The sequence below is a fragment of the Tepidanaerobacter sp. EBM-38 genome (assembly GCA_001896545.1).
Lineage (GTDB): Bacteria > Bacillota > Thermosediminibacteria > Thermosediminibacterales > Tepidanaerobacteraceae > Tepidanaerobacter.
Window position 1 is genome coordinate 1 of record MPOT01000074.1, and the last position, 12,814, is coordinate 12,814.

Here is a 12,814-nt window from a genome sequence, read left to right on the forward strand (position 1 = left end):
AGAATAAATAACCTCTATAACGAGAGAAACTTTCAAAAACTTGCCGAATCTAAGAAAAAAGGTGCAGCAGGTCTTTGCGAAATAGAAGAAGGCAAGAAACTGCAGCAGCAGATTATAGCGGTATTGAAAACTATGAATTCTGATATTATGTATAAAAATAGAGATGTATTTACAAAAGAGCTTAAAAAAGCCTTCAAGAACAGCGATGTAAAACTTGATAATACACTGCTTAAAGCTGTTATTTCAGCCTTATCAGAGAAAGATGAAACAGCGGATATCTGCCGGGATACCAAAGGAAACCCTGAACCGGATCCGGATTTGAGAGATACGGAAAATGTACCTTTAAAAGAAGATATACATGATTACTTTGAACGGGAAGTAAAACCCCATGTGCCAGATGCCTGGATAGATGAGTCCAAGACAAAAATCGGATACGAAATCCCTTTCACACGACATTTTTATAAATATGAACCGCTAAGACCCTCCGAAGAAATCTTAGAAGAAATAAAACAACTTGAAAAAAGCATCCGGCAAAAACTCCAATTATATTAAGGGCAATCCTGCCGACTATAATAGGGAGTTTGCACTTGATGCTAAGATTCTTTTTGAGTTTTTAGAGGATACTCAGCCTAAGAAGATGGATAAATTAAAGGAAATCTACAAGGACCAGTACAGATTTAAGATACTGAGCAGATTAAACCGAGAGCTTAACAATCGGGGCATGATCGATGTGTTAAGGCTGTTCAGACTCTATCAAGGCTAAACAGGACTTGTCCGGGAAAAGAAGATACCTTTGTGCTTGACTTTGTAAATAAGGCAGAGGATATTCAGGAAGCCTTTAAGCCTTATTATGAGGCTACTATTGTGGAAGAAGTGACAGAGCTGCACAAGCTGTATGTGTATTTAACTTACCTAATTAAAAAAGCTGCCCAAGGAGAAGGGTTCTACTATTCATCTGGCAGATGAGATCGCTTTGGAATATTATACGACTAAAAAGACATTTGAAGGAAGTATCTCGCTTGGAGAAAATTATGAAAATGTACCGGTTTCTCCGCCAAGGTATGGGGGAGGAAAGGTGCACGAGAACCAAAAAGAATACCTTTCAAGCATCATTGAACGTCTTAATGAGCGCTTTGATACTGATTTTACAAAAGCAGATCAGCTGTCAGTAGAGCAGATTAAAGAAGATTTTGCCGCTGACGAGGACTTAGTCCTAAAAGCTAAGACAAATACTATCGATGATTTTAAACTTGCCTTTGAAAAAGTCTTTATAAATAAGGTAGTTGACAGAATGGACCAGAACCGAACGTTCTTCACTCGCGTCTTAGACGATGAACAGTTTAGAAATGCCCTCATGGAGTACATGCTAGTTGAAACCTACGAGAAACTTAGCAAGGGGGCGTAATGCATTTGGATGTAAAGCATACGCAACCCAGTTTATAGATATAGCAGATTAAGCAGTGTATTGAGAGAAATTAGGAAAAACTGAATAACCGTTCATAAGTTATAGGATTTGTTTATTGCTTGAAACTAGTATTGATTCATTTGCTGCTCTATATAGTAATCTAATATGTCTTCAAACGAGATAATGCCTACAACCTCATCATTGTCGCCTTCTACAACAGGTAATGCAATAATATTGTAATCTCTCAGGCGCTTTGCAACATCCAATATTTCTTCATCCGCATGCGCCTTTATAACTTCCTTTGTCATGACCCATTCTACGGGGCAGCTTTTATAATGTCCAGGATCCATCAAAAAACGGTAAATATCCGCCTTTACAATCATTCCAACCAGACGATTATTTTCATCTACAATGGGGGTACCGTTTACTTTTTCTTGATTCATTATATCGAGTGCCCTATCAACAGTCTCATCAGGTCTTATTACGATTACCGGAGACTTCATTATTTCTTTGATTTTCATAAGATTACCCCTTTCCTAAAAATTTTGTCAATCTATTTCCTATATTTAATATATCATTTTTTTACTAGAATATCGAGTGGCATGAAAATAGAAGAGACAGTGGCTTTTTAAAAAGTTTTTTATTGGTCAGGATTCATAGATTTTACTATTGTTTTTATTTCCTATAGTTAGTAAAATATTATTTGATGAATGGTTGTTTAAGTGATATATATAGTAAGGGGTGATTATAATGTTCGATGAAATTAGCTCTGCATTATCGTTTTATAAAGAAGAAATAAAAGCGGCAAAGCTTTATGCATATCTTTCGGAAGTTGAGAAAGATGAAGATATGAAGAAAAAATTTCATGAGCTTTGCAGTATTGAAACAGCCCATGCAAATTTCTGGTATGAATTTCTTGATAGGAGGGGACATGCTCCTAAAAAAGGTAGCGATTCTCTTGGCTTGGGCGGGTCAAAACTCCTTCGGGCAATATTAGGCCCAAGGCTTTACTTGTCAATTTTAGAGATGACAGAATCCCTAAGCACGGAAACCTATTATAAGTTTCTTCAGTCTGCTAAGATGTCTGATGATGAAATCAAAGGCCTTAAAAAGATAATTGAAGAAGAGCTGGATCATGAAAATTTCTTTGAATCCCAGCAAAGTGCATTGCCGGCAGAAAATATCAGAGATTTTATTATGGGGATGAATGACGGTCTGGTAGAGCTTTTGGGAGCCGTTACCGGTTTGTCGGCGGTATATCCGAATAATCCGCTGTTTGTCGGGATAAATGGTTTAGTCGTTGGATTGGCCGGAGCCCTTTCCATGGCTATAGGCAGTTTTATTTCTGTTCGCTCACAGCGTCAGGTAAATGAAGGCATAAGAAAGAAGTTGGAATTGCTTTTTGGCGTTTCCGAAGAAAGGGCCAAGCGAGAGTTGGTGTCTAAGTTGACCGAATCCGGTCTGCCGGAGGATGTAGGAGAAGAAGTTGCCGATAAGATAGGTGAAAACCATGAATCAATGGTCAGCTTGCTTGTAGAAGAATCTGATGAGGATGAGATAAAGTCAGCAATATTTACGGGTATTGCGTATATCATAGGCGTAGTATTTCCAGTGCTTCCGTATTTTATAATGGGTTCATCTTTTGCCGCATTAGCCTTATCCGCTTTTTTAGCAGCTCTGGCTTTAGCCAGTGTAGCTACCATAGTATCTGTTACAGCTGGGAATTCGAATATAAAAGGTAAAATAGCCGAGATGGTAATAACAGGTCTAGGCGCTGCTGGGATTTCATACCTATTTGGGCTTTTAGTGCAAAATGTATTTGGCATCAGTGCATAAATCAAAGCCATGCATGTAAGATGGTTTTACCACTTACATGCATGGCTTTCGGCTTTATACGGGGCTTTTATGTACGAATATGCAACTGCCCCTGGTATCCCTGAGATAATTGAAATGTGTAGTTAATCGGCACAAATCTCAAGACTCTTAGCTTTTACACCTGGTATAGAATTTAACTTATCTTCCAGGCTTTTACGTTCGGCTTCGGTGCCGCCGAGCTGAAGCAGAACTAACCCTTCTTCAGAACAGGCATTATCCGTTTCATGCAAACCCAATCTCATTTTTATAATACAGCCGTGCTCTGTGAGGGTTTCCTGAACTTCACCGGCATTTTTTGAACGGTGGTTAATCAATACAGCCATTAGATTATAGCAGTTCATTTTCATACCTCCCTAATTTTATCTTGTGTGAAGCTTAATAAATTGATATTCTATCTGATATAAATATTTTAACATACTTGTGAATAATTCGTCAATAATAATTACTATTAAAAATACTATCAGTGAGTAGAAGCTGTTAGAACCGCTTTTGTAAATGTACTATAAACATGGTTAAAAGCAGTTTTATTATGTAGAACTTAATATTTTTTAGTTTTTTAATGTTATTTTTTAGATTTTATTGATATAATAGGTATGTAGCATAACTAATTCTAATTAATTATGTGCTTGATATGGAAAAGAAAGGATGTTGCCCCATGGAGAAATTTTCTCTTCCTACAGCTACAGGCGTAGCGGCTATTGGTCTGAAGACCGGTCTTATCTTTCCTAATGATGATATTGCTGCAATTACAACTGAAGCAGTAAAATCATTTGTAGAAGATAAGGACATTATATGTGTTACTGAAGCGGTGGTAGCCCGTTCTCAGAATCGTTACATATCTTGTAGCGATTTAGCTAAAGATATTCAAAAAAAATTGAACTTAAAACCAAAAAGTACTTTAGCGGTTATCAGTCCCATTGCAAGCAGGAATCGATTTGCCTTGGTATTAAAAGCGCTGGCCATGGCTACACGCGGTGGGAAAGTTATTGTGCAGCTTTCGATGCCGCTGGATGAAGTAGGCAATCAGGTAATGGATGAAGAATTTGCTACAACGCGAATCAGATTGAAAAAGGTTTTAAAAAGCCTTAGAGAGGCAAGAGAGAATACGCCACAGCTAAATGTCCTTATACGGGAGATTATAGCTGCTTTAAAATTACAAGAACTAGGTTACAATATTTTGAGCATACGAAAGATTACCGGCACAGGTATTGCAGATTTGACGGTGAGAACTCCGGAAGGTAAGCTAGCTGTAGCTGAGGTTACCTTTGCTAATTTAGAAAAAGCTAAGAAAAAGGCCATTGAGATTAAGCAAGATGTGGACGGAGCGGAGCAGGCAATGGTGATTGCTGTTGACTTGGGCCACCATAAGATTGTTATGGCGGATGCCGAAACCTCTGATGAAGCAAAGACTTATGACTTTGGTCCACAGTTGGAAAGCTACCATGATCCCGATGTGGTTTATATCAATGAGCTGGAAAATATTAAATTTTCCCACCCTATTACGGGTATTGATTATAGAGATTTGTATATTGAGATGATCGAATCGGGCGACGCCGAAGGCGAAGTGCTATTTACCAATAATCCGCTAAAGGTTTATGATCGCGGATATATTAACGGCGTATGCATTTCAGCGGTTCATGAACGTGATAAGCTAAAGGAGTTATTTACATCTTTTGGCGCCATGGTTCCGGTTTTGACATTACAGGATATAGGACCAGGGCCATGGGGTGTGATTGGTTCCAACGTTTCTGATTTTGAAAAAGGTGTACTTAAACTGTTGCCTGGCGATGCCGACGGTACCGCTGAAAATATCAAAACCAAGATTAGAGAAGTTAGCGGTAAAGATGTAGAGGTGTTGATTTTTGGAGATGGTGCTTACAAAGACCCGGACACAGGAATATATGAAATGGCAGACCCACATCCGGCTATTGGAGTAAGCAGCGGACTTAAGAGTGCCGCCCTTAGGACAGGTAGTAAGCTTAAGCTTCAGGTGGATACATTATATAACCAAGGTTACTCAAGAGAAGATATTGAAAATATGTTAAAAAACAAACAGGATAAAATCACTAAAGAAAGCTTAGGAACTACTCCCAGAAGTGTAACCAGTATTGTAGCTACCTTAGCTGACTTAGTAGCGGGGTCTGCGGATGCCGGAACACCTATTGTACTTGTTCGCGGATTCCAATATTCTAGAGCAAATTAAACTATATTTTTAAAACTCATCTCCCGTATAGCCATGTAAATAAATGGTTATAATTTCTAGTAAGGAGATGAGTTTTATGACAAAAGACGATATTTTAAACATCTTTTCGAAACTGCCTTCTCGGCTACTTTCGGACAATGATGATGAAACCATAGAAACACCGAAAATACGGCTTACTGATGAAATTAGAAAGGCCTATGAAGAATGGATTCAGGCTCAGAAATATTTTCAGTGTGTTTTAGATCCTGAATTGGTAGATTATGCAATTTTTACAGAAGAGGCCGCTCGAAGGAAGTATATCTATCTCTTAAATAAAGCAAAAAATGAAGGTATAAATATAGAAGAGCTAAAATAGCATAGTAAAAAAAGACAATGGGGGTGGAGAGAAGGTGCAGATAGATTTTGCTGCAGTCTTGGCTTATGCTTTTGGTCTTTTGTTGTTGTATATAGTTGGCCGGATTCTAATCATGCCCCTGAAAATCGTATTAAAGCTCATGTACAACGCACTAATCGGCGGAGTTGTTTTACTGCTGTTAAACTTTCTCGGAGGGTATATAGGCCTTCATATAGCCTTAAATCCAGTAACGGCGCTGGTGGTAGGTTTTTTGGGCGTACCAGGGGTTATAATGCTGGTGGTTCTGCAATACATACTGGCAGGGTGAACTACACATCTCAACAGGGGCCGGTTTTACGGGCTCCTTATTTTTTAAAAGAAAATCTTATTGAAAAATTTTATCATTTAATGCCTTAGAATATCTTGACCACATTTAAGTAGTCTGTTATACTTAAAAAGAAATAACTGTTATAGTCATTAATATCTTAAAAATCATAATACATACAATCTGTACTAGGCAAGAGAAGCGTATGTATTATAACAGTTTTTGATTTATATATCTTTACTACAACAGTTTTTTAATTTGTCAAGTAAAACCAAATATTGCTTTTGAGCCATATTTATATGTGTAATATTGCTTTTTTTAGGTAAAATATAAATATGATATTTATATGAAGGGAGGACTTTTAATGTCAGAAAAAGTACTGGAAATCCGCTGGCATGGACGAGGCGGGCAAGGAGCTAAAACTGCAGCCTTAATGCTTGCGGAAACTGTGGCCCAAATGGGAAAGTATGTTCAAGGCTTTCCTGAATACGGCCCAGAGCGAATGGGAGCACCTATTCTTGCATTTAATAGAATAAGTGATGAGCCCATTCATATTCATTCAAATGTAATTAACCCGGATATTGTCATTGTATTAGATGCGACTTTATTAGGGGAAAAAGTTACGGCTGGGGTGCCTGAAGATGGAATCTACATTGTAAATACCACAAAAACTCCACAGGAAGTAAGAAAGAAGCTCAATATAAAAGGTGGCAAAATATTTACTGTTGATGCCAACCAGATTTCATTAGACACCATTGGCAGAGTCATTCCCAATACACCCTTAATGGGAGCTTTTGTAAAGGCTACCGGCCTTATGCCCTATGACGAGTTCATCAAAAATGTAAAGGGTGAGCTTGAGAAGAAATTTAAGACTAAGCCTGAAGTTATAGCTGGTAACATAAAAGCTATAGAAAGGGCTTATCAGGAGGTGAAGGGCGAATGACACCCAGTGATAAAAATTTGAGTCAGTGCTGTTCAAGTAAATGCATAAGCCCTGATATGAATTGGAAAGAACTAACAAAAGCAGGTAATATATACACACCGGGAAATGCCAGCACATATGAAACCGGTGATTGGCGCACCATCAGGCCTGTTTGGGACGAGGAGCGCTGTATACATTGTCTAATCTGCTGGCGGTATTGCCCGGATGCTTCGATAATTTCTACCGGCGGGAAATTCGATTCCTTTGATTATAAACACTGTAAGGGTTGCGGCATTTGTGCCAATGTTTGCCCTGCACACGCTATTGAAATGATTTCTGAAGACGAAATAGAAAAGCAGAAGGAGGCGCAAAAAGATGAAGAATAAGGTTGCTTTGACCGGAAACGAAGCTGTTGCTCAGGCTATGAGACAGATAAATCCGGATGTAGTTGCAGCTTATCCAATAACTCCTTCTACGGAAGTTGTTCAGATGTTTTCCTCCTTTGTGGCAAATGGTAAGGTAGATACGGAATTTGTCACAGTTGAAAGTGAACATAGTGCTATGAGTGCTACCATGGGTGCATCAGCGGCCGGAGCTAGGGCTATGACTTGTACATCAAGCCAGGGTCTAGCTTATATGTTCGAGGTAGTATATATAGCTGCTTCTATGAGACTTCCAATTGTATTTCCCGTAGCCAACAGAGCTTTGAGTGGTCCTATCAATATCCACTGCGATCATAGTGATGCTATGGGAATTAAGCAAGCAGGCGTGATACAACTGTTTTCGGAAAATGCTCAAGAAGCTTATGACAATATGATACAGGCAATCCGTATTGCTGAACACCCCGATGTACAGTTGCCTGTCAGCGTAAACTATGACGGATTTATTACCAGCCATGCTTTAGACGTGCTGGAAATACTGGATGATGAAACTGTCAAAAACTTTATTGGAGTATATAAGCCGCGTGAGGCTTTATTAAATGTAAATGAGCCCGTATCAATGGGTAGCTTTGACATGTATGATTACTATTTTGAACACAAGTACCAGCAGGTAGCAGCTATGGAAGCTGCAAAAAGAGTAATAGAAGAAGTCGGCAAAGAGTATGCAAAAATTTCCGGCAGGAATTATGGTCTGGTCGATGCGTACAAGCTCGATGATGCTGATATGGCCGTAGTAGTAATGAACTCTGCAGCAGGCAGCTCTAAAGGAGTTTGCGATGAGCTCAGAGCTAAAGGTCTTAAAGTAGGCGTATTAAAACCAAGAGCATTCAGGCCATTTCCGCATGAAGCTATCGCTGATGCACTAAAGGGTGTAAAAGCGGTAGCGGTTCTTGACAGAGCTGAGACCTTCTCTACACTGGGAGGGCCTATGTTTGCTGATGTGAGGAACTCTCTCTATGATTTAAAAAATGATATTAAGGTAGTAAACTATGTGTATGGTCTTGGTGGCAGAGATTTGCGATTGGAAGATGTAGAGCAGATATACAGCGATCTTGATGACATCATCAAGACGGGAAAAGTTGATAATTTTGTAAGATATTTAGGACTTAGAGAATAGGAGGTGCAATGATGGCTACATTAAAAGAACTTGCTCAAGTTGAAGAAAGATTTGTTGGAGGTCATAGGCTTTGTGCCGGATGCGGGCATGGTATTTCAGTGCGCATGGTTTTAAATGCCCTGGAAAACGATGAAAATGTGGTAGTAGGCTGTGCCACAGGCTGCCTTGAAGTTGCCTCCACAATATATCCATATACGGCGTGGAATTGTTCCTTTATACACAACGCATTTGAAAATGCTGCTGCTACCATCAGCGGTGTAGAAGCTGCATATAGATCATTAAAGAAACAGGGTAAATTGAAGGATGACTTTAAATTTGTGGCCTTCGGTGGTGACGGAGGGACTTATGATATAGGCTTGCAATCACTTTCCGGTGCTATGGAGCGAGGCCATAAGATGGTATATGTCTGTCTTGATAATGGTGCTTATATGAATACCGGTATTCAGCGTTCAAGTGCGACACCTATAGGTGCCGATACTACTACGAGCCCAGCTGGAAAGGTTATTCCCGGAAAACAGCAGCCTCGTAAGGACTTGGCAGCCTTAATAGCAGCACATAATATACCCTATGTAGCTCAGACGGCAATAAGCAATTGGCAGGATGTCCATAAAAAGGCAAAGAAGGCCTTTGAAGTTGACGGCCCGGCGTTTATCAATATTTTATCACCTTGCCCGCGAGGATGGAGGTACAACACTCCGGATATTGTGGACTTGGTTAAAAAGGCTGTCGAAACACGTTTTTGGCCCCTTTATGAGGTGGAAGACGGTAAATGGAAACTTAATAGTAAACCTAAGAAATATGTATCTGTTGAAGAATTTTTAAAACCTCAAGGAAGGTTTAAACATGTATTTGCACCGGGTAATGAAGATTTACTGAAGCGCATTCAAGAAGAAGTGGACAAACAGTGGCTTGCTCTTCTTGAACGTTGTGGCGAAGAACCTGAATTACCCCCACGTTAACTCTTTTTAAATCCTTCACACTTAAAAACTTAAATAAATCCCGTATTACTACAGGTTTGAAGTGATACGGGATTTATTTTTCTTTCAACAAAATTGGATTTTAATAATAAGCTATATATAAAAGTGTGTATTTATGAGGGGGTGTGAGGGTGGCAGAAAGTACATTTAGATTTGGTTTAGCATTAAGCGGCGGGGGGATAAGAGGTGCGGCACATTTAGGGATATTAAAAACACTAATCGAAAATGGTATTTACCCTGATATAATTTCTGGAACCAGCGCAGGAAGTATAGTTAGTGCTTTGTATGCTGCTGATGTAAATTTTAACGAATTGGCAAAAAAATTTAAGGATATTAATCCCGTACATTTGCTGGACCCGACTATTCCGGGAGTATATACCTTATTACTGCTTTATTATTATTGGACTAAAAGGCCCATGCTTAATTGGACTTTTCCAAAAGGGCTGTTGAAGGGAGAAAAAATTGAAAGCTTGCTTGAAGATGTTCTAGAGAGAAAGCATTTTAACAACTTGAAGGTTCCGCTATCAGTGGTTAGTGTTGATATAAACTCAGGTCAAACAGTGATATTTTGTCCTAAAAATAATGTTCCAAGAAAGAAAATGAATAATACGGTTTTTATAACGGATCAAAGTTTGGCTGTGGCAGTAAGAGCCAGTATATCCTTACCCGGGATATTCATTCCGAAAGTAGTTAAAGGCCATACATTAGTAGATGGAGGCATAAAAAATAATATACCCGTGGATATTCTGCACGCTCAGAAAGCAAAAAAAGTTATAGGCGTAGATTTGGGAGTATCGGAGAATAGAGCAAAAGTGGATTCAATTGTGGATATTCTCATGGCAACAATAGATATTATGGGAGATGAGCTGTCATACTATATAAGAAAGGAAAATCCGGGGTATTACATCTATCCTGATATACAGGGCATCGGATATAAAGATTTTGACCGTATACCTGAAATTATAAAGTATGGGGAGATAGCGGCGAAAAAGGAACTGCCTAATATAAATAATTGAATATTTATCATCATAAATAAAAAGGCATATGGAGAACTTTTGCGTTGCTTAATGTTCCATATACCCTGATTTATATAGGAAGTCTAGCATGTAATCTTCAAGGATATCTTCAACACTTTTTTCCTGTTTTTCTTCTTCGTAAATTGAAAAGGCTGAACTGTCATTATAACATTCCATATAAAAGCCCCCTTACGAATGATTGTATACAAGTATTATTGTATTTATTATATACCTTTGTGTCAGAAAGTCAACAATGAAAAATATATTTTTTTTAAAACAATATATTTTTTTATCCATTATTTTAAATATAAAAGTGTCAAAACAGAAAAACTCTCAATATTGACATAATAAAATTTTTGCTATATACTATACTAAAATAATAATCATTATTAATATTGGAGGTGTCAATGATGGCAGTATTCAAGTGCAGTGCCTGTGGGTATGAGAAAGAAAGTCGTTGTAAGCCTAGGAAATGTCCGGAGTGCGAAGCCAAGGATACCTTTACTAAGGTAGAAGCACCCAAGGAGGATAAATAAGGGATTAAATGGATAATAAAAAAGGTTTTATTCGTAAGACTAAGCAAAGAGATTTAATTTTAAAGACATTAAAAAATACTGATACACATCCCACGGCTGATTGGATTTATGAACAAGTAAAAAAAGAAATGCCTAATATAAGTCTTGGTACAGTTTACAGAAATCTAGGCATGCTTAAAGATTTAGGCGAGATAATAGAGCTCAATTGCGGCAACAAGTATAGTCGTTTTGACGGTAACCCGGAAAATCACTATCATTTTGTTTGCACTGAGTGTGAGAAAGTAATAGATATTAAAGGATGTCCTGTAGATAAAGAATTGGATTTATGTGTAGCTCGAGAAAATGATGTGGAAGTGTTTTTCCACAGAACTGAATTTTATGGTCTTTGTCCGGATTGCAAGAAAAAAAAAGAACAGCAGCAGGTTTAAGAAAGGCGGTCTTTTCAGATCGTCTTTTTTATATTGGCTTTTTAGGTAAAGATTGATTTTTTATAGTGAAATCAGTATTTGATTTATCGGCCAAACCCTTATAAAGCGCCGCCGCCTTTAACAAAGTTATTTCTTAACCGGAACCATATTTCGTAATAATAAATAAGACAGAGGGAAAGATAGCTACACAGTAATCAAGAGATAAAAATTTACTATACGCTCTTTTTTGGATTTGAAAAGGCAATATATAGTATTATATAATTAAATTACTACTAGATATAGTATATACTATTCTGAATTATTAAGAAGCTGTTTTGTAAAGTCTTAACAAATTTTAATTTTATAAATCCTGTTTAAGATACCGTAAATAGGGGAAAATTTGATTTAAAAGAAATAGGCAATCAAAACAAAAAGGGTGATCTGATGGGAACGGACAAAATAAATTTGACGGAAAATGCAAGGGTGGTTTTAGAAAAACGATACCTTGCCAAGGATTCAAGCGGTAAGGTTATAGAAACTCCCGAGACTTTGATAGAAAGAGTGTCTAATGCCATTGCTAAGGCAGAGCTAAAGTATGTTCAGGATAAATCTGATGATTGGGCTAAGAAATTTTATGATATGATATCGGAACTTAAATTTCTGCCGAATTCCCCCACGCTGATGAATGCCGGAAGAGAGCTTGGCCAACTTTCGGCTTGCTTTGTGCTGCCTGTGGAGGATTCGATGGAAGGGATATTCGATTCAATAAAATCATCAGCACTTATACATAAAAGCGGCGGCGGGACAGGATTTAGCTTTTCGCGTCTTCGCCCAAAGGGAGCTATGGTTAAATCTACCGGAGGTGTGGCATCAGGCCCCATATCCTTTATGAAGGTGTTTAATGCAGCTACCGAGGCTGTAAAACAAGGTGGGTGTGTGGATGAAAATACTCGAATTGCTACGGTGAACGGCCTTATTAAAATAAAAGAATTAGGCCCTTGTGATCTCCCGGAGGACAGCTGGCATAAATATGAAACACCGCTAAAATTGTATACCGATGAAGGTGTAAAAGAGGCCGACGAGTTTTATGTTCACGGTAAAGCAAAGGTCAAGAAAATATCCACGGAGTGCGGATATTCTGTATGTATAACACATGAACACCGGCTCCGGGTAATCGACAGTGACGGCAACTATATTTGGAAACACGCAAAAGATATAAAAAAAGGTGATTGGTTAGCCCTTAAGAAAAATACATAT

General features: G+C 38.3%; 18 protein-coding genes and 1 pseudogene. 16 read left to right on the plus strand and 3 right to left on the minus strand.

The window, feature by feature from the left end; all coding sequences use genetic code 11:
- The 4 genes and pseudogenes from BUC45_RS08340 to BUC45_RS08355 form a co-directional block, all read left to right on the plus strand.
- Nucleotides 1-552, plus strand: a pseudogene (locus BUC45_RS08340) (SAM-dependent DNA methyltransferase); the annotation flags it as partial.
- The gene (locus BUC45_RS08345) at nucleotides 515-763 is read left to right on the plus strand and encodes a hypothetical protein (RefSeq protein ID WP_296971598.1); all 249 of its coding nucleotides are present in this window, start codon (nucleotides 515-517) and stop codon (nucleotides 761-763) included. The pseudogene BUC45_RS08340 and the gene BUC45_RS08345, both read left to right, overlap by 38 nt.
- A gap of 32 nt (nucleotides 764-795) precedes the next feature.
- A complete protein-coding gene (locus tag BUC45_RS08350; RefSeq protein WP_296971600.1) occupies nucleotides 796-966 on the plus strand; it encodes a hypothetical protein in 171 nt (56 codons plus the stop codon).
- A 7-nt stretch (nucleotides 967-973) separates the two neighbouring features.
- Entirely contained in the window at nucleotides 974-1,405 is a 432-nt protein-coding gene (locus BUC45_RS08355; protein ID WP_296971602.1) for a hypothetical protein, read from the plus strand.
- Nucleotides 1,406-1,530: 125 nt separating this feature from the next.
- On the opposite strand, the gene BUC45_RS08360 is transcribed toward BUC45_RS08355, so the two are convergent.
- Nucleotides 1,531-1,926, minus strand: a complete 396-nt coding sequence (locus BUC45_RS08360) for a CBS domain-containing protein (RefSeq protein WP_296971603.1) — start codon at nucleotides 1,924-1,926, stop codon at nucleotides 1,531-1,533.
- Nucleotides 1,927-2,155: 229 nt separating this feature from the next.
- Here BUC45_RS08360 and BUC45_RS08365 point away from each other — a divergent pair, with 229 nt between their 5' ends.
- Nucleotides 2,156-3,241 carry a VIT1/CCC1 transporter family protein gene (locus BUC45_RS08365; protein WP_296971605.1) on the plus strand — a complete coding sequence of 362 codons (1,086 nt, stop codon included), beginning with the start codon at nucleotides 2,156-2,158 and terminating at the stop codon, nucleotides 3,239-3,241.
- Between the two features lie 122 nt (nucleotides 3,242-3,363).
- On the opposite strand, the gene BUC45_RS08370 is transcribed toward BUC45_RS08365, so the two are convergent.
- A complete protein-coding gene (locus tag BUC45_RS08370; RefSeq protein WP_013779248.1) occupies nucleotides 3,364-3,621 on the minus strand; it encodes a hypothetical protein in 258 nt (85 codons plus the stop codon).
- Nucleotides 3,622-3,935: 314 nt separating this feature from the next.
- Between BUC45_RS08370 and BUC45_RS08375 the strand changes: the two genes are divergently transcribed.
- From BUC45_RS08375 to BUC45_RS08410, 8 genes are all read left to right on the plus strand, one after another.
- Nucleotides 3,936-5,483, plus strand: a complete 1,548-nt coding sequence (locus BUC45_RS08375) for a coenzyme F420-0:L-glutamate ligase (protein WP_296971606.1) — start codon at nucleotides 3,936-3,938, stop codon at nucleotides 5,481-5,483.
- Between the two features lie 76 nt (nucleotides 5,484-5,559).
- Nucleotides 5,560-5,838: a DUF2508 family protein gene (locus BUC45_RS08380; protein WP_296971608.1), complete on the plus strand. Its 279-nt coding sequence runs from the start codon at nucleotides 5,560-5,562 to the stop codon at nucleotides 5,836-5,838.
- A gap of 34 nt (nucleotides 5,839-5,872) precedes the next feature.
- On the plus strand, nucleotides 5,873-6,145 hold the full coding sequence (locus tag BUC45_RS08385; protein WP_296971609.1) for a pro-sigmaK processing inhibitor BofA family protein: 273 nt from the start codon (nucleotides 5,873-5,875) through the stop codon (nucleotides 6,143-6,145).
- 361 nt (nucleotides 6,146-6,506) lie between these two features.
- Nucleotides 6,507-7,085: a 2-oxoacid:acceptor oxidoreductase family protein gene (locus BUC45_RS08390; RefSeq protein ID WP_296971610.1), complete on the plus strand. Its 579-nt coding sequence runs from the start codon at nucleotides 6,507-6,509 to the stop codon at nucleotides 7,083-7,085.
- Nucleotides 7,082-7,450 carry a 4Fe-4S binding protein gene (locus BUC45_RS08395; protein WP_296971612.1) on the plus strand — a complete coding sequence of 123 codons (369 nt, stop codon included), beginning with the start codon at nucleotides 7,082-7,084 and terminating at the stop codon, nucleotides 7,448-7,450. Before BUC45_RS08390 ends, BUC45_RS08395 begins: the two co-directional genes overlap by 4 nt.
- Complete coding sequence (gene porA / locus BUC45_RS08400) at nucleotides 7,440-8,621, plus strand: pyruvate ferredoxin oxidoreductase (RefSeq protein WP_296971614.1); 1,182 nt, start codon at nucleotides 7,440-7,442, stop codon at nucleotides 8,619-8,621. The genes BUC45_RS08395 and porA overlap by 11 nt, the downstream gene beginning before the upstream one ends.
- Nucleotides 8,622-8,629: 8 nt before the next feature.
- Nucleotides 8,630-9,580: a thiamine pyrophosphate-dependent enzyme gene (locus tag BUC45_RS08405; protein ID WP_015295799.1), complete on the plus strand. Its 951-nt coding sequence runs from the start codon at nucleotides 8,630-8,632 to the stop codon at nucleotides 9,578-9,580.
- A gap of 149 nt (nucleotides 9,581-9,729) precedes the next feature.
- Nucleotides 9,730-10,614 (plus strand): patatin-like phospholipase family protein, encoded by an 885-nt coding sequence (locus tag BUC45_RS08410; protein WP_296971615.1) that lies wholly within the window; start codon nucleotides 9,730-9,732, stop codon nucleotides 10,612-10,614.
- A 48-nt stretch (nucleotides 10,615-10,662) separates the two neighbouring features.
- On the opposite strand, the gene BUC45_RS08415 is transcribed toward BUC45_RS08410, so the two are convergent.
- Entirely contained in the window at nucleotides 10,663-10,791 is a 129-nt protein-coding gene (locus BUC45_RS08415) for a hypothetical protein (protein WP_013779239.1), read from the minus strand.
- A 233-nt stretch (nucleotides 10,792-11,024) separates the two neighbouring features.
- On the opposite strand from BUC45_RS08415, the gene BUC45_RS08420 reads away from it, so the two are divergent.
- From BUC45_RS08420 to BUC45_RS08430, 3 genes are all read left to right on the plus strand, one after another.
- Nucleotides 11,025-11,150, plus strand: coding sequence for an RCKP-type rubredoxin-like domain-containing protein (locus tag BUC45_RS08420; RefSeq protein ID WP_173391421.1), 126 nt, complete (start codon nucleotides 11,025-11,027; stop codon nucleotides 11,148-11,150).
- 8 nt (nucleotides 11,151-11,158) lie between these two features.
- Nucleotides 11,159-11,578 carry a transcriptional repressor gene (locus BUC45_RS08425; protein ID WP_013779237.1) on the plus strand — a complete coding sequence of 140 codons (420 nt, stop codon included), beginning with the start codon at nucleotides 11,159-11,161 and terminating at the stop codon, nucleotides 11,576-11,578.
- 423 nt (nucleotides 11,579-12,001) lie between these two features.
- The coding region (locus BUC45_RS08430; protein WP_296971617.1) for a ribonucleotide reductase N-terminal alpha domain-containing protein at nucleotides 12,002-12,814 on the plus strand (813 nt) is incomplete at its 3' end.